22 protein-coding genes and 2 tRNA genes are annotated in these 24,851 nt (G+C 42.3%); 19 read left to right on the forward strand and 5 right to left on the reverse strand.

Annotation, left to right across the window (positions count from 1 at the left end):
* Positions 1–53: 53 nt before the first annotated feature.
* Both L870_RS0100790 and L870_RS0100795 read left to right on the forward strand, forming a co-directional pair.
* Positions 54–275, forward strand: coding sequence for a hypothetical protein (locus L870_RS0100790; protein ID WP_028516483.1), 222 nt, complete (start codon positions 54–56; stop codon positions 273–275).
* Positions 276–358: 83 nt separating this feature from the next.
* Positions 359–976: a rubrerythrin family protein gene (locus L870_RS0100795; RefSeq protein ID WP_028516484.1), complete on the forward strand. Its 618-nt coding sequence runs from the start codon at positions 359–361 to the stop codon at positions 974–976.
* Positions 977–1,046: 70 nt separating this feature from the next.
* On the opposite strand, the gene L870_RS0100800 is transcribed toward L870_RS0100795, so the two are convergent.
* Entirely contained in the window at positions 1,047–2,408 is a 1,362-nt protein-coding gene (locus L870_RS0100800; RefSeq protein ID WP_028516485.1) for an MATE family efflux transporter, read from the reverse strand.
* Between the two features lie 72 nt (positions 2,409–2,480).
* Complete coding sequence (locus L870_RS0100805) at positions 2,481–3,116, reverse strand: glycerol-3-phosphate acyltransferase (RefSeq protein WP_028516486.1); 636 nt, start codon at positions 3,114–3,116, stop codon at positions 2,481–2,483.
* Positions 3,117–3,573: 457 nt separating this feature from the next.
* Here L870_RS0100805 and L870_RS0100810 point away from each other — a divergent pair, with 457 nt between their 5' ends.
* Both L870_RS0100810 and L870_RS0100815 read left to right on the forward strand, forming a co-directional pair.
* On the forward strand, positions 3,574–4,134 hold the full coding sequence (locus tag L870_RS0100810; RefSeq protein ID WP_028516487.1) for an RNA polymerase sigma factor: 561 nt from the start codon (positions 3,574–3,576) through the stop codon (positions 4,132–4,134).
* 13 nt (positions 4,135–4,147) lie between these two features.
* Complete coding sequence (locus L870_RS0100815) at positions 4,148–6,115, forward strand: hypothetical protein (protein WP_028516488.1); 1,968 nt, start codon at positions 4,148–4,150, stop codon at positions 6,113–6,115.
* A 44-nt stretch (positions 6,116–6,159) separates the two neighbouring features.
* Here L870_RS0100815 and L870_RS0100820 read toward each other — a convergent pair whose 3' ends face one another.
* A complete protein-coding gene (locus L870_RS0100820) occupies positions 6,160–7,113 on the reverse strand; it encodes a glycoside hydrolase family 5 protein (protein WP_028516489.1) in 954 nt (317 codons plus the stop codon).
* 330 nt (positions 7,114–7,443) lie between these two features.
* Here L870_RS0100820 and L870_RS18205 point away from each other — a divergent pair, with 330 nt between their 5' ends.
* Positions 7,444–8,334, forward strand: a complete 891-nt coding sequence (locus L870_RS18205; protein WP_051411318.1) for a hypothetical protein — start codon at positions 7,444–7,446, stop codon at positions 8,332–8,334.
* 71 nt (positions 8,335–8,405) lie between these two features.
* On the opposite strand, the gene L870_RS0100830 is transcribed toward L870_RS18205, so the two are convergent.
* Positions 8,406–8,495 (reverse strand) — tRNA-Ser (locus tag L870_RS0100830).
* A gap of 35 nt (positions 8,496–8,530) precedes the next feature.
* Positions 8,531–8,619: transfer RNA gene (locus L870_RS0100835), tRNA-Ser, on the reverse strand.
* A gap of 278 nt (positions 8,620–8,897) precedes the next feature.
* Between L870_RS0100835 and pyrH the strand changes: the two genes are divergently transcribed.
* The 14 genes from pyrH to L870_RS0100905 all read left to right on the forward strand — a co-directional run bounded on the left by pyrH (position 8,898) and on the right by L870_RS0100905 (position 24,817).
* The gene (pyrH, locus tag L870_RS0100840) at positions 8,898–9,608 is read left to right on the forward strand and encodes a UMP kinase (RefSeq protein ID WP_028516490.1); all 711 of its coding nucleotides are present in this window, start codon (positions 8,898–8,900) and stop codon (positions 9,606–9,608) included.
* Positions 9,609–9,644: 36 nt separating this feature from the next.
* Positions 9,645–10,199 (forward strand): ribosome recycling factor, encoded by a 555-nt coding sequence (frr, locus tag L870_RS0100845; protein ID WP_028516491.1) that lies wholly within the window; start codon positions 9,645–9,647, stop codon positions 10,197–10,199.
* 10 nt (positions 10,200–10,209) lie between these two features.
* A complete protein-coding gene (gene uppS, locus L870_RS0100850) occupies positions 10,210–10,950 on the forward strand; it encodes a polyprenyl diphosphate synthase (RefSeq protein ID WP_028516492.1) in 741 nt (246 codons plus the stop codon).
* Positions 10,950–11,828: a phosphatidate cytidylyltransferase gene (locus tag L870_RS0100855; protein ID WP_028516493.1), complete on the forward strand. Its 879-nt coding sequence runs from the start codon at positions 10,950–10,952 to the stop codon at positions 11,826–11,828. The genes uppS and L870_RS0100855 overlap by 1 nt, the downstream gene beginning before the upstream one ends.
* 104 nt (positions 11,829–11,932) lie before the next feature.
* Positions 11,933–13,096 (forward strand): 1-deoxy-D-xylulose-5-phosphate reductoisomerase, encoded by a 1,164-nt coding sequence (locus L870_RS0100860; RefSeq protein ID WP_028516494.1) that lies wholly within the window; start codon positions 11,933–11,935, stop codon positions 13,094–13,096.
* A 16-nt stretch (positions 13,097–13,112) separates the two neighbouring features.
* A complete protein-coding gene (locus L870_RS0100865; protein WP_028516495.1) occupies positions 13,113–14,183 on the forward strand; it encodes a M50 family metallopeptidase in 1,071 nt (356 codons plus the stop codon).
* Complete coding sequence (locus L870_RS0100870) at positions 14,176–15,090, forward strand: ribonuclease Z (RefSeq protein WP_028516496.1); 915 nt, start codon at positions 14,176–14,178, stop codon at positions 15,088–15,090. The genes L870_RS0100865 and L870_RS0100870 overlap by 8 nt, the downstream gene beginning before the upstream one ends.
* Before the next feature lie 23 nt (positions 15,091–15,113).
* Positions 15,114–16,151: a flavodoxin-dependent (E)-4-hydroxy-3-methylbut-2-enyl-diphosphate synthase gene (ispG, locus tag L870_RS0100875; RefSeq protein ID WP_028516497.1), complete on the forward strand. Its 1,038-nt coding sequence runs from the start codon at positions 15,114–15,116 to the stop codon at positions 16,149–16,151.
* A gap of 37 nt (positions 16,152–16,188) precedes the next feature.
* Entirely contained in the window at positions 16,189–16,476 is a 288-nt protein-coding gene (locus L870_RS0100880; protein ID WP_028516498.1) for a hypothetical protein, read from the forward strand.
* Between the two features lie 64 nt (positions 16,477–16,540).
* Positions 16,541–20,866, forward strand: a complete 4,326-nt coding sequence (locus L870_RS0100885) for a PolC-type DNA polymerase III (protein WP_028516499.1) — start codon at positions 16,541–16,543, stop codon at positions 20,864–20,866.
* A 73-nt stretch (positions 20,867–20,939) separates the two neighbouring features.
* Entirely contained in the window at positions 20,940–22,136 is a 1,197-nt protein-coding gene (hisZ, locus tag L870_RS0100890; RefSeq protein WP_028516500.1) for an ATP phosphoribosyltransferase regulatory subunit, read from the forward strand.
* Positions 22,133–22,762 (forward strand): ATP phosphoribosyltransferase, encoded by a 630-nt coding sequence (gene hisG, locus L870_RS0100895; protein WP_028516501.1) that lies wholly within the window; start codon positions 22,133–22,135, stop codon positions 22,760–22,762. The genes hisZ and hisG overlap by 4 nt, the downstream gene beginning before the upstream one ends.
* A complete protein-coding gene (hisD, locus tag L870_RS0100900) occupies positions 22,762–24,045 on the forward strand; it encodes a histidinol dehydrogenase (RefSeq protein WP_028516502.1) in 1,284 nt (427 codons plus the stop codon). Before hisG ends, hisD begins: the two co-directional genes overlap by 1 nt.
* Positions 24,038–24,817, forward strand: a complete 780-nt coding sequence (locus tag L870_RS0100905; protein WP_028516503.1) for a hypothetical protein — start codon at positions 24,038–24,040, stop codon at positions 24,815–24,817. The genes hisD and L870_RS0100905 overlap by 8 nt, the downstream gene beginning before the upstream one ends.
* Positions 24,818–24,851 lie beyond the last annotated feature (34 nt).

Raw genomic sequence — 24,851 nt, forward strand, 5'->3', positions numbered from 1 at the left:
TAAACAGAATAAAGTGATATAATTAGGTATAATAAAAAAATGGGGGGAAGTACATGGATAAGGTGTGTGAATTCTGTGCCGCTAAAGTGGTAACAGGAATACTGACAACTCCATATGCAGTTCAGTTTTATCCTGAGGGCGAGGAGAAAAAATTAAAGCCTAAAAGAAGTCAGGTCATCTGTGATGCATGCCCGCAGTGTGGACATATTCAGAATATTCGTCTGAAAGATCCTGAGAATATTATGAAGTATCGTTATACTATCCTTGATGACTGATACGAAAGATTCAGCGGAAAAGTATGGTGCGTGAATAAAATACGTCTGCGTGAGCATAATACTTCCAAAAGGAGGTAATATTCATGCAGACAAGTTTTAATGACAGTCAGACAAAAGTAAATCTCATGCGGGCCTTTGCAGGTGAATGCCAGTCCCGTCAGCGTTATTATCAGGCGGCGCTGAAAGCACAGCAGCAGAAGTTTGTGGGGCTTGAGAGAATGTTCCGCTTTACTGCCGAACAGGAGGAACGTCATGCGCTGGTATTCTGGAAACTGATGAAGGAAGCAGCAGGTCAGAGCATTGATATAAGTGCAGGATTTCCTGCGGACGTATTCGATGAGGTTCAGCAGCTTCTTGATGCATCCGGTAAGGAAGAGGAAAAGGAGTTTTCTGTGGTTTATCCTGATTTTGCACGTATTGCAGCGAGTGAAGGATATCAAGATACAGCCTCTAAATTCAGAATGATTGCAGAGATCGAGGACAGTCACCGCAAACGTTTTGCTTATTATGCCAAGCTTTACCGTGAGGATAAGCTTTTCCGCAGCGACGATACTCAGCAGCGATGGATATGTCTTAATTGCGGGCATATCCACACGGGTACAGAGCCTCCGAAGGATTGTCCCGTATGCAATGTACAGCAAGGATATTTCATACGTGAAACGGAAGCGGCTTTTACGTCATGTGATATCATAGGCAGATAGTTTTCTCTTACGCAAAAATCAAGCCCGAAAGCATTTAAGAAAAATTGCTTTCGGGCTGTATTTTTATTTGTTACTGTTTCATGCGCTGTTTCCTTATCTTTCTCATAATTACGATAAATACGATTATCTCTGCAAGAAATGTTGCTGACCATGATATCGTGTAGGAGAGGTAGAGACTTTTTATTGAGTGATATTCAGGTATCCTGAATACTATGTAGATCCAGCCAAGACGTATTCCGACAACTCCTGCAATAGTAATCAGCATGGGGAGTACAGAACGTCCAAGACCTCTTATAAGACCTGTAGCAACGTCCATAAGTCCGCACAGGAAATACGGTATCATAATATACTTCATACGTATCATGCCATAATCAATAGCGCTTTTTGAGTCTGTTATGTATATGGAAAGAAGATTTCTTCCGAAGAAAAGAGCAGTAAGTCCGAGCATGACACCAGTACAGAAAACAGATATCAGGCACACCCATGTTATCTTGCGTATTCTGTCAAGCTTACCTGCACCGTAGTTCTGCCCCGTGAAGTTAAGGGCAGTCTGGCTGTATGAGTTCATTGAGGTGTATACAAAGCCTTCTATGTTCTGAGCAGCAGCATTTCCTGAATTGACAATAGGTCCGAATGAATTTATAGAGGACTGTATTATTACATTTGATGCCGCAAAGAGCGATGACTGTATTCCTGCTGGAAAGCCTATTTGAAGTATCCTTTTCAGCTGCCTGCCGTAAATATGCATCTTTTTCAGATCAAGCTTGCAGGCATCATTCCTTTTCATAAGTGCGCGGAGTATAAGTGCTGCCGATAGGGTCTGTGAAATTACTGTTGCAAGAGCTACACCTGCAACGTTCATTCTGAATGCGATTACAAATATCAGATTGAGCACAACATTCAGTATTCCTGCCGCGGTAAGATAGTACAGCGGACTTTTTGTATCACCTGCGGCTCTCAGGATAGCTGAGCCGAAATTATAGATCATGCTTGCAATAGTACCGCAGAAATATATCCTCAGATATGAAGCTGCAAGCTTCAGCTGGTCGGGGTGAGTATTCATAAGGCGAAGAAATGTCTCGGAAAAGAATACACCTATGACTGTGAGAAGAGCACCACATATTATTGCTGTAGGTATGGCTGTATGCACTGTTCTGCGAACATCTTCACTTCTTCCCGAGCCTATTCCGTGAGCGACAGTTACTCCTGCACCTACTGAAAGACCTATGAAAAGATTTACGATAAGGTTTATAAGAGCACCTGTAGCTCCTACAGCTCCCACAGAATTGTATCCGTTGTACTGTCCTACGACAACAAGGTCGGCAGCATTGAACAAAAGCTGTAGGATACCTGTCAGGATAATAGGTATTGTATAAAGCAGGACTCTGCTTACCAGAGGTCCTTCGCACATATCAGATGATTTGCTTTGCATAAAAAACTCCTAACTGCCGCATACATAGCGGCGATCTGAAAAACGGCGCAAAAAAGCCCCCGAAGGGACTTTTTAATCATTGGTGTTCTTCCTTATTCTTGCGATCTCCTGATCTTTTTTCCACAGGAAGCTGATATGTGCTTCCGTACCGTTCTGAATTCTTTTGAAGTTTTCAATGTGCTTGAATAGTATTACAAGTGAAATGACTGACAGAATAGAAGTACCTATGGGATCGCCTGTCATAAGGGCGTAAACAAGTGTGAATATTACCGAGCCTGTTATGGGGACTACGCATACATAGTCAATTGAAAATCCGAGAAGAATCTCGAACAGCAGCATGGTAATAAACAGTATAGGGTTGAAAGCAAGGATAGTACCGCCAAGTGAAGCCAGACCCTTTCCGCCGTGGAACTTCATGAGTACAGGGAAAATGTGACCGAGGATACAGCAGGCTCCCGACAGTATCTTTGCAAATTTTATCTGTGGAAACAGATAGTATGCGATAAGAGAAGCTGCCACAGCCTTTGTAATATCAAAAATTGCCACAAAAAGACCTGCTTTTTTACCCATCGTAATAACGATATTTGATGCCCCCGCATTTCCCGAGCCTCTTTTACGAATGTCGAAGCCCTTCAGCTTTGAAAGAATGAATGCGGGATTGATGTTACCGAAGAAGTAACCAATCAGAGCACAGAGCGTGACCTGCATATTTGATCCCCCCATGTTTTTGCTAAAGTGTATAAATCCCTTGTTAAATAAATATCTAATAAACTTTATTCAATATTATATTACCATATTTTGATGAAAAAGTAAATACCTCAAAAGAAATTTGAGTTCTGCATAAAAAATAATGAAAAAGTTGTTTCGGTTTGAAGAAAATATACGATTAGAGTATATGAAAGGGAAAAACAATGCGCATTGAAAAGTAAATCCCTTGAAAAAACCGAGTTCAGCAAAAAATTTGAAAAAGTTGTTTCGGTTTGAAGTGAACTTACGATTAGATTATATGAAGGGTGAAAAAACGATGCGCATTGAAAAGTAATCCCCTGAAAAATCCGAGTTCAGCAAAAAATTTGAAAAAGTTGTTTCGGTTTGAAAGAAATATACGATTAGAGTATATGAAAGGGAAAAACAATGCGCATTAAAAGAAATAGGAGAATTAATTATGAATGATAATGAATTACGACAGTTGATTAAGTCGTATCCCGAAAAAGGACAGAGAGCATTTTATGACAAATACTTCAACTATGTTTATACGATCGTCTTTTCGTATTTGAAAAACTGTGGAAGAACAGAGGACGTAGATGAATGTGTTGGAGATGTATTTGCACAGTGTTTTCTGTATTTTGACAAGCAGGAAACAATTGAAGGCGATATGAAGGCTCTTGCAGCATCAATAGCGCGTCGCAGAGCAGTGGACACATACAGAAAGCTTGTAAAGCACAGCGGAAATATTTCCATAGAAGAATGTGATCAGGAGCTTCGTTCGTCCGAAGATGTTGTTGAAACATCGGAAACGTCTGAACTCAGACAGATATTATACAGCAAAGTCAAAGAACTTGGTGAACCAGAAAGTACTATAATCATACATAAGTACTATTACGGCAGAACATCTACAGAAATAGGTGAGATAGTATCAATGTCAGGAGATGTTGTGCGGGTAAGGTGCAGCAGAGCAATTAAGAAATTACGCGAATTGCTTGTAAAAGTAGGCATAAATGGATAAGGAGGAAAATACAATGAAAGATAATTTTGATATTCTGTTCAGCAGAGAAGAAAGCGACATCGAGAAAATTGCCAATAACTATCCTGCGGCAGGACAGAGAGAAAAAGAAAAGATATATGAAATATGCAAAAGAAAGTATAATATACAGAAATCAGAGGAGAAAGAGTCAGAGAGTGACGGCTTTATAAAGCAGGCAGAGGGCGTTGAGGTGTATAAGCGTCCTAAGTTATACCGTTTCCTCAGTGTGGCAGCAGCAGTTGCTATCGTTGCAGGCGGTGTCGGCGGTTATGCATTCATGAAGAACAGAAATTGGAACAATTTCGGAGCAGGCACTACTGATCCTGTGCAGATAGAGCCGGGAGTACCGCAGGAGCTTATCGACGAGCTGAATGCTGTAACAGATGAACTGCTCAGCAAGTTTGAAAGATATGAAGCTTTCCATTATGGCGTTGGAGTAGATACAGAGGATTGTTTTAGCGGTTCCATTGCATTGACAGATGATCCTTCCGTTGATGCTGAAAAGTTACAGCTGAGATATTGCAAGGTCACAGATGAAGAACTGAACAGTATAGATAAAATGATGGCTTTCAGTAAGTCTTTCCTTACAGCAGATCTGCGTTCTAATGATTTTGTCTCAGTAAAAGATGATGACAACAATAAAGATGCTACTTCTTTGATCTTTTCTAAACCAATTGAAGAAAATAAAATGGGCTGTGACTTTGTTGGTTACAATGACTCATTATACAGCAGAGACAAATCATTTGAGGAGCACTCTGTAAATTTAACTGAATTCAGCAGGTATGAACTTGTAAGCTCTGAATTCTATGATGAGAACGATGCAGGCGAAAGAACGTCCTTGCTCGGTTACGGCTCTGATGTTATCAAGTGCGAGCGTATATATAAAATGAGCGATGACAGGTTCGTTACGATCGTTCTGGATATTGTTTCGGAAGAAGATGAAAACGGTGCGGCATGGAAGATAAACAAATGGGACATAATAGAGAAAGACAGCGAAGGTGAAGTGCTGACACGTAAGAAATCAAAGAACAGCTTTAATCCTGAGAATATTGAGAATGTTACAAACGCAGATGCAGATGGTGAGTTTGCAGAGTTAGAGCTCCATGAAATGAAGATATATCATTCAAAGGAAGAAGCAGAACAGGCTTTTGTTGAGTTTCAGGATGCATGGAAAAATCATACATACGAATTCAAGAAAGTTGACGTTGAAAAGTATGCAGACCAGTTGCTTTCAGCAGCAAATGCAGATGAACTCAACACACTTGAAAACAAGAGCTATCTGTATCATATTTGCGCAAATGTGTTCCATTATTATGATACAGCAGAGGTGAAATTCGTCATTGACGGAGAACAGCAGGCACTTAAATTCCACGAAGAGAGTGAACGCATTTTAGATAACGATCAACTCTATTTTTACACTAAGAACACAAGCAGAAGTGATAATGAAAACGAAAAAGTAAGCGTGTATGTTCAGGACGGAAATGAGGGTGTAGATTATTATCCGATAGATAAGACATATAGTAAACAAACTTATTCTGAAGATTATATAAAAATGGCAGGAGCATATATCCCTGATAATTACAGAGTAGCTTACTGTGATGATTATGAGAAGCCTGGAGTACAAGAAGCTTGGGAATTCGGCAATACATTCGGAGAATTAAGTAATCTGGATAGCTTTGTATTACTTAGTGATTTTGACCAGTGGCATATTGAGGGCGTAGAAAATATCCTCGGCAGAGACTGTGCTCATGTAAATCTCGTTTATAATGACGGTTTTAATGAAAATACCGTCGATAGATGGATAGACATAAGAACAGGTCTGGTATTGAAGTCATCAACAAAGAGTGATGTTTTATCACAAACTACTGAGGTCACTGAATTAAAGCTCAACGAACCTGTTGAGAAAGTCAATTATGACCTTACAGGATATACTTTCGTAGAGAATGAGAGAGGAGGCTTCTGATATCTAAAAAAATCCCCTTTGCATTATGCAAAGGGGATAAGCTTTTATATAAGAGTCAGAAGTTCGCTTCTTACACCGTCAAGTCTTGTATCGGCAATACCGAAGTCCATAGCCTTGTAATTCCACGCAGCTCTACCGATACCATGCTTTTCAAATACGGAATTGATGGTTTTATACCACTTTATTGTATCTTCGGGAGAAACCACATCAATACAGCCGTATTCTCCGCAGTAAAGTCCTGTATTGAATTCCTCAGCTTTAGCGATAGCGGTGGAGAAAAGCTTTTCAAAATATTCAACAGAAGTTTCGCTTTCCTCAAATGGCATACGCTCTTCAGGAATGATAGCGTCAGTCCAGTAAGCACCCTGATGAGTGAATTTAAGGGGCTCATAACAGTGCATATTATAAATTACCTTGTCATCATAAGGAGCTTCAAGGAACTGAACTGTATCGGCACTGTTATTATGGTAGCTGCCCACAAGTATAAGTGTATCGGGAGCGATCTTTCTTATTCTGCCAATGCACTCTTTAACTATCCTGTTCCATGCGCCAATAAAGCTTGCGTCGGTTACTTCGTTGAGAAGCTCAAAAGCCACAAAGGAACTCATGGAGCCGTAACGTTTTGCAACTTCCTCCCAAAGACGGTAAAAACGCTCCTGATATTCGGCACTGTCAAAAAATCCGCTTTCATTTTCTGCGTAGTAATCGAACGAGAAGCCTGCGGTCTTGTGAAGATCAAGAATAAGGTTAAGACCGTATTTTTTTGAATATTCCACAGCCTTGTCAAGATAGCCGAAGCCTTCCTCATTGAATGAACCGTCATTGTTTTCTATTATATTATAGTCAAAAGGAACGCGGACATGGTCAGCTCCCCATGCTGCGACCGTTTTAAAATCGTTTTCTATGATGAAGGTGTCGAGGTGATCTTTTTCGTAATTGCACTGTGAGAGCCAGCCGCCGAAATTAATACCTTTATAGAAACCCGTTGTTTTTTTCATCTCTCATCGCCTCCTGTACAATAAGTATAGCACATTCTGTATGAAAAATATACTTGTTTTATGTGAAAAATAATAAATTTATGATGTATAAGCATTTTTTTGTCATTACTTAACAAAGCAGGTGATATTGTATATAATAAACTTGTGAGAAATCACAGAACTTCTACTACCATGAAAAGCCCTTCCGTATGGAGGGGCTTTTCTTTTGTAAGAAACAGCAAATTAGATGCTGCTGATTTGTATAATCAACTGAAAAAGATAAAAAAAGTTGCTATTTGTCGATATATGTGATATTATTAATTATCATAAAATTGATAGGAGCTGAATAAAATGTCGGAACCAAGAAACAGAAAAAAAGCAGAAGAATCAAAAGAGGAAAAAAGTACTGAACAGAAAAAGTGCTTTGTAATTATGCCGTTTACTACACCTCCAAGTTATAAGGAGGCGGATCACTTTCAAAAAGTATATAATACCATTATCAAGCCTGCTATAAAAATGGCTGGTTTTGAACCAGAAAGGGTAGATGAAGATAAGATATGCGATTCTATTATTGACAAGATATGGAAAAATATTATTGAATGTGATATGGCTATATGTGATCTGAGCGGAAGAAAACCAAACGTGATGTATGAACTTGGAATTAGACAGGCGTATGATAAACCTGTTGTGCTTATACAGGATGATGTAACTGAGAGAATATTTGATGTATCCGCAATTAGTACAGTTAAATACAGCAGCGAAAGAATATATGAAAAAGTCCAGGAAGATCAGAAAATAATAGCTGAAGCTATAAAAGAGACCTATGAAGGAAAAATGCCATCTTCGCTTATTTCTACATATAATTTACTAAAGGCTGAAACAAAAAATTCTGAAGTATCAAAAGAAGAACAGATTTTTAATATGCTTCGAAGTATGAGCGTTAGATTAGAAAGGCTTGAAGATAAAGGAGAAAGTAATAAAAATGTAATAAACGAATATTCGGAACCTACAGGGCTAATACAATATCGTAGATATATGAGAAAAATGCGTGATATTGAATGCAGACTCGACCGTGGTGTTACTAAAAACGAAATTGATGAATTAGACGAAAATCTGCAATCAATAAAATTAGAAGTGTTTTTGTCTAAGGATTTGAGTTCATATCAACGAATTGGATTAAAAAATTATGCTTCTGAACTCGAAAACAAGCTTATAAAAATAAAAGTAGAGATATCTGAGTAAATGAATCCCACCTCAATTGAGGTGGGAATTTTTATACAAAATAAAAAACCTGCATTCAAAGAATGCAGGCATGGCGCGGATTGAGAGATTTGAACTCTCGCGCCGGTTTCCCGACCTACTCCCTTAGCAGGGGAGCCCCTTCACCACTTGGGTAAATCCGCAAACCGACGAGCGAGAAACTCACCGATAAAAAAATTGGCGGAGAGGGTGGGATTCGAACCCACGTGACCGTTAAGTCAAACGGTTTTCAAGACCGCCTCGTTATGACCGCTTCGATACCTCTCCATTTTTGTGTTTTGTTGTCGCTGCTTGAATCAGCTTTTATATTATATCACGATGAGGGGAAGTTGTCAAGAAAAAATCAGAAAAAGTTGTAACAATAAATTTTCAACATTTTTGTTAATGATTAACAAGGCGGTGCGTTGAATAATATTTTGACCGCTTAAAATTCGTGATTTCAGAAAAAACAGAGGAATTTTTTCGGGTTTTTCGGAAAATGTACTTTACATATTATTAAATTTAGTGTAAAATAAACTATAGATAATTTTTTGTGAGGTGCTTATATGGAACCAAAGTATAAAAGAGTATTATTAAAGGTCAGTGGCGAGGCTCTCGCAGGCGACAATAAAACTGGTCTTAATTATGATGTAGTTACTGATATATGTAAGAGCATCAAGAAGTGCAGTGACGTAGGTGCTCAGGTAGCAGTCGTAGTTGGCGGCGGAAACTTCTGGAGAGGCCGTTCAAGCGGAGCTATGGACAGGACACGTGCAGACCATATCGGAATGCTCGCAACTACAATGAACGCACTTGCACTTGCAGATGTACTTGAGTCACTTGGCTGTGTTGTAAGAGTACAGACTGCTCTTCAGATGTCAGCTATAGCTGAACCTTATATCCGCAACAGAGCTGTAAGACATCTCGATAAGGGCAGAATAGTTATATTCGGCTGTGGAACAGGCAACCCGTTTTTCTCAACTGATACAGCAGCTGCTCTCCGCTCGGTAGAGATAGAGGCTGATATACTCCTCAAGGCAACACTTGTTGACGGTGTATACGATAAGGATCCACATAAGTACGATGATGCCAAGAAGTATGAGACACTTACTTTCTCACAGGTCATCGGTGATGATCTTGGCGTAATGGACAGCACAGCGGCAGCTATGTGCCGTGATAACCACATGAAGATGCTGGTATTTGATCTCAGCCGTCCTGATAATATATATGATGCCATTATGGGCAAGAATATAGGTACAGTTGTATCTGAAGACTGATAAACGACAATTTACACTGAAAGGAATGTTATAAAAATGAAAGAACAGCTTAATCTCGCTAAGGAAAAGATGAATAAAAGCCTTAATGCACTCGGAAACGAATTTGCATCTATCCGTGCAGGAAGAGCAAATCCCGGAGTACTTGACAAGGTAATGGTAGATTACTACGGAGCAGCTACACCTGTAAACCAGATGGCAGCTATATCTGTATCAGAGGCAAGAATACTTGTTATCCAGCCATGGGACAAGTCCACACTCAAGCTTATCGAAAAGGCAATACAGGCATCTGATATCGGTATCCAGCCTGTAAACGACGGCAATGTTATCCGTCTTGCTTTCCCTCAGCTCACTGAGGATCGCCGTAAGGAACTCTGCAAGAGCATCAAGAAGTATGGTGAAGAGTGTAAGGTAACTGTACGTTCTATCAGACGTGATACAATGGAAAAGTACAAAGCTATGAAGAAGAATTCAGAGATCACAGAGGACGATCTCAAGGACTGCGAGAAGAAGGTACAGGATCTTACTGACAAGATGTGTGCTGATGTAGATAAAATGGTCGCTGATAAAGAAAAAGAGATCATGACAGTTTAATTGGTGAAATATGGCATTATTCGGAAAAAAAGAAAAATCTGAGCTTACGCTGCCCGAGAAGCTTCCCGAGCACGTAGGCTTTATTATGGACGGAAACGGCAGATGGGCTAAGAAGCGTGGTCTGCCACGTTCCTTCGGCCATCGTGAGGGTGCAAAGCAGTTCAAGAAGATAGTCCGCTACTGTAAGGACATCGGACTGAAGAATATCAGCTTCTATGCCTTTTCAACAGAAAACTGGCAGCGTCCTTCCGATGAAGTAAATACTATCATGGAGCTTTTCCGTGATTATATCGTTGATGTAAGAAACTTCCTCAGCGAGAATACACGTATGGTATTTCTCGGCGACAAGTCTGCCTTTGACGAGGATTTGCAGGAGAAAATGATACGCCTTGAGGAGGATACTGCCAAATATGACGAAATGACTCTAATGATGGCAGTAAACTACGGCGGACGCGATGAGATAGCCCATGCCGCAAGGATACTTGCGCAGAAGGCTGTAAACGGCGAGATACGTCCTGAGGACATCAACGAGCAGGCTGTGGCAGGCCAGCTTTACACAGCAGGTATACCTGATGTTGACCTGCTTATTCGTCCCAGCGGTGAGCTGAGACTTTCAAATTACCTTATCTGGCAGTGTGCTTATGCGGAGTATTACTTCACAGATGTGCTCTGGCCTGATTTCACACCTGCCGAGCTTGACAAGGCACTTATTGAGTATGCAAACAGAAACCGCCGCTTCGGAGGTGTGTGATGCTTACACGTATAATTTCGGGAGCTGTAGGCGTTGTTCTTATCGGTATAGTGCTTTTCTTTCACGATACTGTAGTTCTGCCCATAGCAGTTGCAGCAATAATCGCAGTAATGCTTTTTGAGCTGCTTCGTGCAGTGAAGCTCCATAAGTGTCTCCCGATACTTTTGGCAGCAGAGGCTTGCGGTATAGCTGAACCGATCCTTTATGGCATATTGACAAAGATCAGCGTTATGGGAGTTGAATATCCGGGACGCTTTGAGTTCCTTTCATGGCGTTATGAGGATAAATATAAAATATATGTATTTGGCATAATGCTTCTCTGTGCTTTTGTTATATTCATAACATGGCTTAAAAAGCACAAGGAGATACGCTATGAGCAGGTATTCTTTGTACTTGCTGTAATGATACTCGTTCCGCAGGCTATGACTACAATGGTGCGCATGGAACGCTATGATCCCAAAAGCGGACTGTTCCTGCTCGTTATGGGACTCTGCGGCGCATGGATAGCAGATACGGGAGCATACTTCACAGGCGTTGCTATCGGTAAGCACAAGCTCTGCCCTGAGATAAGCCCCAAGAAAACTATCGAGGGACTTGTTGGAGGTATCCTTACAACTGCTATAGCTTATACTGTCGCATTTTCCTGCTATTACGGCTTTACAGCAAAGAGAGCCGCTATTGCATTTATTACAGGTGCAGTCTGCGCTGTTATAGGCACTGTGGGCGACCTTTCTGCGTCAATGGTAAAGCGTCAGATAGGCTTTAAGGATTACGGCAAGATAATGCCGGGACACGGCGGACTTATGGATCGCTTTGACAGCGTTCTTTTTGTGCTACCTACATTCTATGTATTCATCGCCTTATTTGGCGTACAGTGATATTGCTGAAACGGACTATTCATGGATAGTCCATTTCGCATTTTATAGTGAATTTTATCATAAAATCTTACGGGAAGATATTTCCGTGAAAAGGGGAAAAAACAATGGACAAAACTGTGTCGATACTTGGCTCAACAGGTTCCATAGGTACGCAGTCTCTTGAGGTCTGCGAAAAGCATGGCATAAATGTGGCAGCTCTTGCTGCTCACAGCAGCATCGAGGCTCTTGAGCAGCAGATAAGAAAATTCCGTCCTAAATATGCCTGCATATACAATGAAGCAAAGTACAGTGAGCTTAAAAGCCGCATTTCCGATATGGATGTCAAGCTTTATTCGGGAATGGAGGGACTTTGTACTCTTGCATCTCTGAAAGAAGCAGATATTGTTCTCAACTCTGTTGTGGGCATGGTTGGCCTTCTTCCAACGCTTACAGCAATAGATGCAGGAAAAGACCTTGCTCTTGCCAATAAAGAGACTCTTGTTGCAGGCGGTGAGCTGGTAATGAAAGCGGCAGCCGACAGAGGAGTAAGGATATATCCCGTAGACAGCGAGCATTCCGCTATATTCCAGTGCTTACAGGGAAATAAGCGTTCACAGCTGAGCAAGATAATACTTACCGCTTCGGGCGGACCTTTCTTCGGCAGAAGTTACGATGAACTAAAAAAAGTCACAAAGGCACAGGCTCTTCATCACCCTAACTGGGAGATGGGCAATAAAATAACCATTGACTCTGCTACACTTATGAATAAGGGCCTTGAATTCATCGAAGCCAAATGGCTTTTTGACCTTGCTCCCGAGCAGATAGAGATAGTTGTTCATCGTCAGAGCGTTGTACATTCCGCAGTGGAGTATAATGACTATTCAGTCATTGCTCAGCTCGGTGTACCAGATATGAAGATACCGATACAGTACGCTCTCCTTTATCCAGACAGAATGCCGTGTCCTACTGGAAGGCTTTCACTTACAGATTACGGAAAGCTGACCTTTGAAAAGCCTGACTATGAAACATTCAAGTGTCTTTCAGCAGCTATAGAAGCTATAAAACGCGGCGGGGCTTATCCGTGTCTTGTTAATTCCGCAAATGAAGAGGCTGTAAGAGCTTTTCTGAACGATGAGATAAAATTCGTGGAGATAGGCGAGATTGTTTCATCGGTACTTGAAAATTTCCGGATATCGGATATAAAAAGCTATGAAGATGTTATGGCAGCAGACAAGGCTGCAAGAGCATTTGTAAGAGAGCAGATAAAATTTAAAGCTGCTCTTGTTTGAGAAAGGATCATACTACATGGGTGTTGTAATTGCAATTATAATTTTCGGTTTGATAGTTACCGTGCATGAGTTCGGACACTTTATCTGTGCAAAGCTCAGCGGAATAAAGGTGCTGGAGTTTTCGGTAGGTATGGGACCGAAGCTGCTCCAGAAACAGAAGGGCGAGACAAAGTATTCTCTCAGACTGCTTCCCCTTGGCGGTTACTGTGCTATGGAAGGCGAAGATGCTACCAACAGTGATCCCAGAAGCTTCCGAAATGCCAAGCTCTGGAAAAGAATGGTGGTACTTGTTGCAGGTGCGGGAATGAATTTTGTTCTCGGTCTTGTGGCTATAATAATTTATGTAAGTATGATGGACGGAGTTCCGACAACTACAGTAAGAGAATTTGCAAAAGCGGAAGAGAATGGAGATGTAACCTATTACGCTGAAAGCCTTGACACAGGTCTTGAAAGAGGCGACAAGATAATCTCTGTTGACGGTACAAGAGTGTACAGTATCCTTGATTTCAATTATGTTTTCTATAATATGCAGGAGCATGAAGGACATGAAGTAATTGTCAAGCGAAACGGTGAAAGAATAAAGCTTGATGATGTAGCATTCGGAATAAAGGACGGCAGCGGAAAGTTTGTGGATTTTGCTGTCAGATACATGAATAAAAATCCCATCACTGTTTTGCAGGGAAGCGGCGGACAATTCATGTCCATGACACATATCATTGGTCTTTCGCTGAAGCAGCTTTTCTCAGGACAGGTTGAGAAGGAAGATGTATCAGGTCCTGTAGGAGTAGTTTCGGCTATCAATGAGACTGCCAAAGAGTCTGAAAGCTTAAAGGACGGCATTTTCAATCTCCTTTACATGATGGCACTTATCTCCATAAACGTAGGTATTTTCAATCTTCTTCCTATTCCGGGACTTGACGGCGGCAGACTTCTCTTCTGTTTCATTGAGCTTGTACGCCGCAAGCCTATCAAGCCTGAACATGAGGGATATGTCCACCTTGCTGGTATGGTGCTTCTTTTCGGCATAATGATATTTGCAACATACAATGATATAGTTACTCTTATTACAGGAGGCAAAAATGGCTGACGTATGCCTTCTCGGAACAGGCGGTATGCTGCCCCTGAAGGATAGGTTCCTTACGAGTCTTTATGCCGAGTATAACGGAAAAGCTGTGCTAATAGACTGCGGCGAAGGGACACAGGTAGCTGTTGCAAAGCACGACCTTAAAATGAGTAAGATCGAGCTTATACTTTTTACTCACTGCCATGCGGATCACGTTATGGGACTTACGGGGCTTCTCCTGTCTTTAGGTAACTGTTCGCGTACTGCACCTCTTGATATCGCAGCTCCCGAAAGCTGTATCTCTGTTATTGAAAAGCTTGTCAGCATATGTGGCGGACTGCCGTATGAGGTGCGTCTGCATATTATTCCCGAGGACAGAACGTATGAGATTACAGCTGATATGATAGACCCTATGCTTACAATAAAGACTCTGCCCCTTTCTCACAGAGTCGGCTGTATTGGCTACAGTCTTATTCTTGAAAAAAAGCCTGTTTTTATGCCTGATAAGGCAAAGGAACTGGATATCCCCGTGGAGATGTGGAAAAGGCTTCACAGCGGTGAAACAGTTATTCTCGGTGATGGGAGGATAATTCCGCCTGAGGCTGTAACAGGTGAAAAAAGACCGCCTCTGAAAATAACTTATACCACGGATACCCTCCCGATTGATGATATAGTTCGTTTTGCAGAAAACTCCGATCTTTTTATATGCGAGGGAATGTACGGACTCTGCGATAAAAAAGAGTCAATGAACGAAAAGCATCATATGCTCATGCAGGATGCCTGTAATATAGCAAAAAGGGCAGGAGTAAAACGTTTGTGGCTCACACACTACAGTCCTGCTGAAAAAGAGCCTTCTGCGTATTCAGATGAGCTCAGACAGATTTTTCCTGATACCGTTATATCGGCTGACGGTGAAAAGATCACATTGTAATTTACATCTTATGGAGGAATAATATGAGAAATGTCAGACCTGTAAAAGTCGGGGACTGTGTCCTTGACGGAAAGCATATTTATATACAGTCGATGCTGAATATGCGCTCGGACGATATCGAGGGCAGTGTAAAGCAGGCAGTTGAGCTTGAAAAGGCAGGCTGCGAGATAATCCGGGCAGCTATCCCGAACATGGAAGCTGTAAAGCTTATCCCTGCGATCAAGGAAGCTGTAAAGATACCGCTTGTTGCAGATATACATTTTGACTATAAGCTTGCGCTTGAATCTGCTGCCGCAGGTGTTGACAAGATACGTATTAATCCGGGAAATATCGGCGGTATGGACAGGGTAAAGGCTGTAGTAGATGCTTGCCGTACAAGAAATATCCCTATACGTATAGGCGTAAATTCAGGCTCTCTTGAAAAGGAGATACTTGAAAAGTACGGTTCACCGACTCCAGAAGCTCTTGTTGAAAGCGCTATGGGACACGCAGCTATGCTGGAACATTTTGACTTTAACGATATCGTTATTTCCATAAAGTCTTCGGACGTAAATAAGATGATATCTTCATACAGACTTGCAGCACAGAAGTGCAGTTATCCGCTTCACCTCGGAGTTACCGAGGCAGGTACAGAGCGTATGGGACTTATCAAGTCCGCAATAGGCATCGGCTCACTTCTCTGTGACGGTATAGGCGAGACCATAAGAGTATCTCTTACCGATGATCCTATCCGTGAGATAGCTGCGGCAAAGGATATACTCAAAAGCATCGGCAAGCGCGGCGGCGTAAGGATAGTTTCATGTCCTACCTGCGGAAGAACTCGTATAGACCTTGTTAAGGCAGCAAAAATGGTGGAGAAAGCTGTAAAGGATATGGACAAGGATATAACTGTTGCAGTTATGGGCTGTATCGTAAACGGTCCGGGAGAAGCACGTGAAGCCGATGTTGGAATCGCAGGCGGTGACGGTTGTGCTATCATTTTCAAAAAAGACGGTACTCAGCGTAAGATAAGTGAAGAGGATATAGTTCCCGAGCTTCTTGCAGAGATAGACAAGCTCTGATAAGTTTTTAATTGCTCAGCTAAACGGAGGAGTAGTCATGGAATACACAAAGGAAAAAGAACAGGAATACTACAATAAAAAGCTGATAAATGAGACCATGAAGGAAGAGATAAAAAAGCCCCATAAGTTTGATTGGAAAGACTCTTTTTTATCTTTTTTAGGACTTGTTTTAGGATTTATAGTAACAGATATCATAGGATTGGAAGAACTTATTGGTAATAAATTACTTAGATATACAGCTGAAATTTTTATTTTAGTTGTTGGGATCACTGTAGTTAATGTGATCGCTATAGGTTTAAAAAAGGCTTTCAACAAAAGTGAGTAACGTAATAACTATGGGGCAGATGATATCCGCCCCCTGTTGAATTTAAAAAAAGGACGTTTGACCGATGCAGATAAAAATATCCGATTTTCTCAAGGACTATGCAATTGAATTGCCTGAAAGTATACTCTGCGGTGAGATATTCAAGCTGACTTACAGTGAAAATCTCGAGAGGATACATTTTCATGCGCATTTCGGTGATATAGTGCCCGCTGATGATATCTTCGGGTTTGAAAAGGCTGTGGAGACAGCTATAAAGGTGGAGCAGGTGAGACTTGCTCCGCGCTATCCGTCTGAGAAATTCGGTATGGAATGCTACAGTGAGCTTCTGAAGCTTTTGAAGCGTGATATCCCTGTAGTCAACGGCTTTCTCGACGATGCGGAAGTAACTCTCGGAAACGGAGAACTGCGTATAAAGATCGTACACGGCGGCAGGGATATCCTTGACAGGTATAACTTCTGCCTGTATTTTTCACGAATGATATATAATCAGTTCGGCGTGAAAGTCAAGGTCGTTCTTGACGGAGAGAACAATGTCAGTGCACAGCAGTTCGATGAAATGATCGAGCGTATTGAAGCTGATATGCCTGATTACAGTAGTCAGCTCATTCCCGACAAGACTCCCGACGAGATAAGAGCCGAGGAGATGAAGTCGGTTATCCCGACTGTAACTATTGATGTTACCGCACTTGACAAAGACTTTGATGCAGAGTCCGCAGAGATAGTCAAGGGCAAGGCTATACGTGAAAAGCCTGTACCGATCTGCGAAGCAGTACAGCGACTTGGCGAAAGAGTCGTTGTTGTGGGAGATGTATTTGCTTCCGAGCTTAAGGAAGTCCGCAACGAAAAGACTGTAGTTACATATGATATCACAGACTACAGCGGTTCACTCAAGGTTAAGATATTCGCCAAGAATGAAGAGGTAGAGGAGCTGAAGCTGGGCTCTATAAAGAGTGGAGCCACACTGCTCGTTTCCGGTAAGCTGGATTACGACTCATATGCAAGAGATATTGTTATATCCGCAAATTCTCTTATCAAAGTAAAGCGCGTACCGAAAATGGACAACTATCCCGAGAAGCGCGTCGAGCTCCATTGTCACAGCAATATGTCTGCAATGGACGCTGTTACCGATCCTGTTACACTTATCAACAGAGCTGCAGCATGGGGACATCAGGCTATGGCGATAACCGATCACGGAAACGTTCAGGCTTTCCCTGACTGTATGTATAATATGCCTAAGAACTTCAAGGCGATATACGGAATGGAGGCTTATGTTGTCAACGATATTGAGCGTGATATGGTAGTCTACGGCGACGATGACCGCTCCTTTGATGATGAGATAATCATATTCGACGTTGAGACAACGGGCCTCAGCTTCCGTAATGACCGACTCACTGAAATAGGTGCTGTAAAGCTGAAAAACTTACAGGTAGTCGACAGCTTCAATACAAAGGTAAACCCCGGTTTTCATATTCCAGAGAGGATAACGGAGCTTACAGGAATAAGCGATGCAGATGTTGCCAATGCTCCCGATGAAGCGGAAGCACTGCGTATGTTCATGGAGTTCTGCGGAGACAAGCCAGTGCTTGTTGCTCATAATGCCCGTTATGATACCAACATGATAAATCAGGTGAAGAAGCGTCAGAATATCGACTTCCCGTATACATGGGTGGACACGCTTGTTATGTGTCAGTCTATGCTTCCCGAAATGGGACGTCATAAGCTCAATCTCGTTGCAAAACAGCTCAAACTCGGAAAATTCGACCACCACAGAGCTTCAGACGATGCTCTTATGCTTGCAAAAATATATATAGAGCTTATTGGCAGGCTTAAAAGCGAGAGAAGCTTCAAGTCTATACAGCAGCTGAATATACTTGTTGATGAAATAGAGATCAAAAAGCTGAAAAGCTATCACCATATCATACTTGTACGCAATCAGGCAGGACTAAAAAATCTCTACAGGCTTGTATCACTGAGTAACCTTGAATACTTCTATAAAAAGCCTCTTATCCCAAAGTCCAAGCTCATCGAACATCGAGAGGGACTTATCTACGGAAGTGCCTGTGAAGCAGGAGAGCTTTTTCAGGCGATGCTTGATATACGCGATCAGGACTATATCGACAATCTTGCAAGGTTCTATGATTACCTTGAGATACAGCCTATAGGCAACAATGCATTCATGGTGCGTGAGGGCGTTGCAAGGGACGATGACGAGCTCCGTGAATTCAATAAATACATCGTTGATATGGGTGACAGGCTTGGTATTCCGACCTGTGCCACCTGCGATGTTCATTTCATAGATCCAAAGGACGCTATATACCGTAAGATAATCCTTGCAAGCATGGGCTTCAAGGACGCAGAGGAGCAGGCTCCGCTGTATCTGAGGACTACCGAGGAAATGATAGCTGAATTTGCATATCTGGGTGAGGACAAGGCAAAGGAAGTAGTTATTACCAATACCAATGCCATTGCAGACCAGATAGAGGTTATACGTCCTATACCAAAGGGAACGTTTACGCCTACTATCGACGGCGCTGAGGAAGAGCTTGTAAAGATAACTCACGACAAGGCACATGAGATATACGGTGATCCGCTTCCCGAGCTTGTTGACAAGCGACTTGACCGAGAGCTTTCATCTATTATCAAGCACGGATTTTCAGTGCTTTATATCATCGCGCAGAAGCTTGTGTGGAACTCGGTTGACAACGGTTATCTTGTTGGTTCAAGAGGATCGGTCGGTTCGTCATTCGTTGCTTCTATGGCAGGTATCTCGGAGGTAAATCCGCTTCCGCCGCACTATGTCTGCCCTAACTGCAAGCACAGTGAGTTCCTGCTGGACGGTGTTTATGGTTCGGGATTTGACCTGCCGCCTAAAAAGTGTCCTGACTGTGGAAAGGACATGAACCGAGACGGACACGATATCCCATTCGAGACCTTCCTCGGATTTGACGGCGATAAAGCTCCTGATATAGACCTTAACTTCTCCGATGAATATCAGTTCTGGGCACATCGTTACACCGAAAAGCTTTTCGGTAAATCCAACGTTTTCAAGGCGGGTACTATATCCGTAGTTGCTGAAAAGACAGCCTACGGCTATGTAAAGAAATACTGCGAGGAAAACGGTATAACACTAAACAATGCTGAAATGAGCCGTCTTGCTATCGGCTGTACCGGAATCAAGAGGACTACAGGTCAGCACCCGGGCGGAATGGTTGTTGTTCCGTCGGATTACGATGTATACGACTTCACTCCCGTTCAGCACCCTGCCGATACTGCGGATTCCGAAATTATTACGACTCACTTCACGTTCAACTCACTTCATGATACCATATTGAAGCTTGACGAACTTGGACACGTTGTACCTACACTTTACAAGCATCTTGAGGACTTAACAGGCATCAAGATAAAGGACGTTCCTACATCAGATCCCGATGTTATACGTATGTGTACCAACTGTGATGTGCTTGGCGTAACCCCCGAGGAGATATACTGTAAGACGGGAAGTCTCGGTATACCTGAAATGGGTACAGGCTTTACCATACAGATGCTTCTTGACGCAAAGCCCACAAAGTTCAGCGACTTCCTGCAAATATCGGGACTTTCCCACGGTACCGACGTTTGGCTCGGCAATGCGAAAGACCTTATAGATAACGGCGTATGTACAATTTCAGACGTTATCGGAACTCGTGACTCTATTATGACTTACCTTTTATATAAAGGCGTAGAGCCGAAAATGGCGTTCCAGATAATGGAGTGGACACGTAAGGGTAAAGCTCCAAAGCAGTTCACACCTGAGATAATACAGATGCTCCGCGACCACAATGTACCTGAATGGTACATCGAGAGCTGTCTGAAGATTAAGTATATGTTCCCGAAGGCTCACGCGGCTGCGTACGTTATCGCTGCAATAAAGCTGGGCTGGTTCAAGCTGCATATGCCGCTTGAATACTACGCTACGTATTTCTCCGTAAGAGGTGAGGACTTCGATGCGGAGCTTGCTATAAAGGGCAAAGGGGCAGTTCGTGCAAAGATCGAGGAGATAAAGGCACTGGGCAACGACAAGACCAACAAGGACAGTGCACTGTATGATATCCTGCTCATTACCAATGAGATGATGTCGAGAGGATATGAGTTCCTGCCCATTGATCTGTTCAAATCACACGCTACCGATTATCTTGTTGAGGACGGCAAACTGAGAATACCTTTTTCCGCAATGAGCGGTGTCGGAGATAACGCTGCAAAGGGCATTTACGAAGCTGTTCAGAAGGGCGGATTTATGTCTATTGAGGAATTCCAGCAGGAGAGCGGTGCGTCAAAAACAACAATAGATATGTTGAAAAGCATAGGCGCATTTGGTGATTTGCCCGAATCCACACAAATGTCGTTCTTTTGACTTGACTTTCTTTTAGTAATATGTTATCATATTATCATGTTAGCAGACTAAAGTGATTAACGAGGAGGTTCACATGAAAAACTATGACCTTATAACTCCCGAGGGTACGAAAGACCTGCTCTTCGGAGAGTGTATCGTAAGAAGAAATATAGAAAGCACCCTCATGGGGATTTTCAAGGGCCGCGGTTATAATGAAACAATTACTCCCGGACTTGAATTTTATGATGTATTCAACCTTAATTCGCGTTATTTTCCACAGGAAAACCTCTATAAGCTTACTGACAGCAAGGGCAGACTGCTTGTAATGCGTCCTGATACAACTATGCCTATCGCAAGAATAGTTGCAACAAGACTCAGAGATGCAGAACTTCCGCTGAAGCTTTGTTATGCTCAGGCTGTATACACTACTGAGCCGTCTCTCAAGGGCAGAAGCGATGAAGTGGTACAGGCTGGTATAGAGCTTATAGGCTCACAGCTCAAGATAGCAGACCTTGAAGTGATATCAACAGCTGTTGATTCACTCAGCTCATTCGGTATGGAGTTCTCGCTTGAACTCGGTCATATCGGTATTTTCAAGGAGCTTGTAGGAAAGCTCGATGCCTCAGAAAATGACAAGGAAAGCATCAGAAAGCTTATCGAAAACAAGAATTTCCCTGCACTCAACGATCTCCTTGACAGCTTCGGAAATTCACCTGTTACAAATGCACTTAAAAAGCTTCCTGCACTCTTTGGCGGTGAGGAAGTATTTGAAAAGGCTGAGGAGCTCATGCCTGATGACAATATCAAGCGTATACTTGATGAACTCAGAGAAATATACACAGACGCTTCCGAGCTCTGCGGCGGCGAAGGCTCTATTACAGTTGATCTCGGACTTGTCAATAAAACAGACTACTATACAGGTCTTATCATAAAGGGCTATTTACAGGGACACGGTGAGGAAGTTCTCTCAGGCGGACGCTATGACAAGCTTATATCAGAGTTCGGATATGATGTACCTGCTATCGGTTTTGCAGTAAATATCAATGCAGTTGCAAAGCTTATGGAAAAGAGCGATGTTCTTCCTGCTGAGCCAAGACCCGACGTTATTGTATATGCTGAGGAAGGCTGCGAGGTGGCTGCACTTAAAGCTGCAAAGGAGCTTCGTGATCAGGGCATGATAGTTGAGAATGCACTTTTTGACGATCTTGACAGTGTACGTGCTTATGCAATGGAAAAGAAGATAGCAAAGGTAGTTGTTATAGACGGCGAAAGCAAGGAGGTCAATATATGAATAAGCCTATAAGAATGGCTCTTACAAAGGGCAGACTTGAAAAAGATACGGTAGGTCTCCTTGAAAAGCTTGGATTTGACTGTACTGCTGTACGTGATAAAGGCAGAAAGCTCATACTTCCTGTACCTGACGCAAATCTTGAAGTAGTTCTTGCAAAGGCAAACGATGTTATCACCTATGTAGAGCATGGTGTTTGTGATATGGGAGTTGTGGGCAAGGACACTATCATGGAAATGAAGGGAAAGTTCTACGAACTGGTTGATCTCGGTTTTGGAAAGTGCAAGTTCGCACTTGCTACGAAGAAGGGCTACGATTTTTACAGTGGCTATGGTATAAAGACTATCGCTACAAAGTATCCTAATGTTGCAAGAAGCTTCTTTGAGAAAAAGGGCATGGATACAGAGATAATCAAGATTGAAGGTTCTGTTGAGCTTGCTCCTCTCCTTGAGCTTGCAGACGGTATCGTTGATATCGTTGAGACAGGTACTACTTTAAGGGAAAACGGACTTGAAGTTATCGAGGACGTTGCACCTATCTCTGCAAGACTTATTGCAAATACCGTAAGTCTCAAAATGAGACACGCTGAAATAGACAGACTTATCACACTTATAGAGGAGAATCTTTAATGAAGAAAATATTCGCTAACGGTACTGACGAAGTTGCTTTTCTTAACGATTTAAAAAAAAGAAGCGGCGAGACAAACAAAAAGGTAACGGAAGTTGTATCGGAGATTATCGAGAATGTAAAGAATAACGGCGATGAAGCTGTTAAGAATTATACACTTAAATTTGACGGAAATCTTCCTGAGTATTATGAAGTTCCCCGTGAGGTCATAAATGATGCTCTCACAGAAGCAGATCAGGAATTTGTTGACGCACTGCTGAATGCTCAGGAGAATATCGCCGATTTCCACCAGAGACAGGTTGAGCAGAGCTTCATCTCTCCCAAGAAAAACGGTGTTATCATGGGGCAGCGTGTGCGCGGACTGCACAGAGTAGGACTTTATGTTCCGGGTGGTACAGCTGCTTATCCTTCAAGCGTACTCATGAATGCTATCCCTGCAAAGATTGCAGGCGTTGAGGAGATAATCATGGTAACTCCGCCATTAAAGGACGGTACTCCCAACAAGGATATTCTTGTTGCAGCTGCTATCTGTGGAGTTGACAGGGTATTCCTCTCAGGTGGTGCACAGGCTATAGCTGCACTTGCTTATGGTACAGAAGAGATACCAAAGTGCGACAAGATAGTAGGTCCGGGAAATATTTATGTTGCTACTGCAAAGAAGCTTCTTTACGGTGTAGTTGATATCGACATGATAGCTGGACCAAGTGAGATACTGGTCATTGCAGATGATACTGCAAATCCTAAGTTCGCAGCTGCCGACCTTATGTCACAGGCTGAGCACGATATGCTTGCTTCCGCAATTATGGTAACTACCAGTGAAAAGCTTGCTGACGGCACTATCAAGGAGATAGAGCGTCAGAAAGAGTATCTTTCAAGAAAGAATATCATTGAGAAATCCCTTGAGGATTACGGTGCTATTATTATTGCTGACAGCCGCGAAAAGTGTGTAGAACTTGCAAATGAGATAGCTCCCGAGCACCTTGAAGTCCTTATGGAAAATCCATTTGAGCTTCTTGGAAGTCTTGACAACGCAGGTTCTATATTCCTCGGTCACTATGCTTCCGAGCCTCTCGGCGATTACTATGCAGGACCAAACCACGTTCTTCCTACAAGCGGTACTGCACGTTTCTTCTCGCCTTTAGGTGTTGCAAGCTTTACAAAGCGTACTGCATATACCTACTACACTGAGGAAGCTCTCAGACAGGCTAAGGACGATATCGTTCTTATTGCAGAGCGCGAGGGACTTACCGCTCACGCTAACGCTATAAAGGTAAGATTTGAATAAGTTGAAGCCTTATGAAGTTGTGCCTGAGAACGGATATGAAGCAGAGGCAATAAGACGAAACAGGATCGCCGATCTATTTTTTCTTGTTCTCGCTCTAATACTTACACTAATAACAGTATTTTCCCTTGTGTTTATCGGCGTAGGGATAATCAAGTTGATATTTGTGGCAGTGTGGGCGGCAGCTCTTATGCAGAGCATCAGAAAAGGCAGAAAAAAAGGCTTTGGGCTTGCATTATTCGGAAATATTTTCTGGGCATTTATTGTAAGCATTATGTTTTTATTACCGAGTCCTTTTTCTTCACAAATGGGATGGAGATACGGGTTTCAGCTGAAATATGTTGATATGATGAACAATGGAAGCTTCGATTGCTTTCCCGATAAACTCCCCGAAGAAATAAGCGATTATAAGATCGAGTATTTACCGAGTATGATGCAGGGAACAGGACATTTCCGTGTACATTTCAAGACTTCGGCGCAGCAGATTGAACAGTATGAAAATGAATATTCAGCTCAGGCGATATACACTATCCCACTTGCAGATTTTAATGGTCAGTGGCATAAAGAATTAAAAGAAGTAAGTCCTCAGGCAGAAATTGTCTTTGAAGGAGATAACTCACTTGTAGTTGCTTATGATGAAGGCTTCTGGGAGGGCTGTGAAGATCATGCGACAGTTTATGTTATTTCTGCTGTCCATTACTGGAATCACCCACACAGCGGTGCAGTCATAATCAACAGGGCTGAAAATATGATAGAGTTTACACATTTAGGATAATTTATGGGGCGGCTTGAAAAACAGCTGCCCTATA

Source organism: Ruminococcus flavefaciens ATCC 19208, assembly GCF_000518765.1.
Taxonomy (GTDB): Bacteria; Bacillota; Clostridia; order Oscillospirales; family Ruminococcaceae; genus Ruminococcus; species Ruminococcus flavefaciens.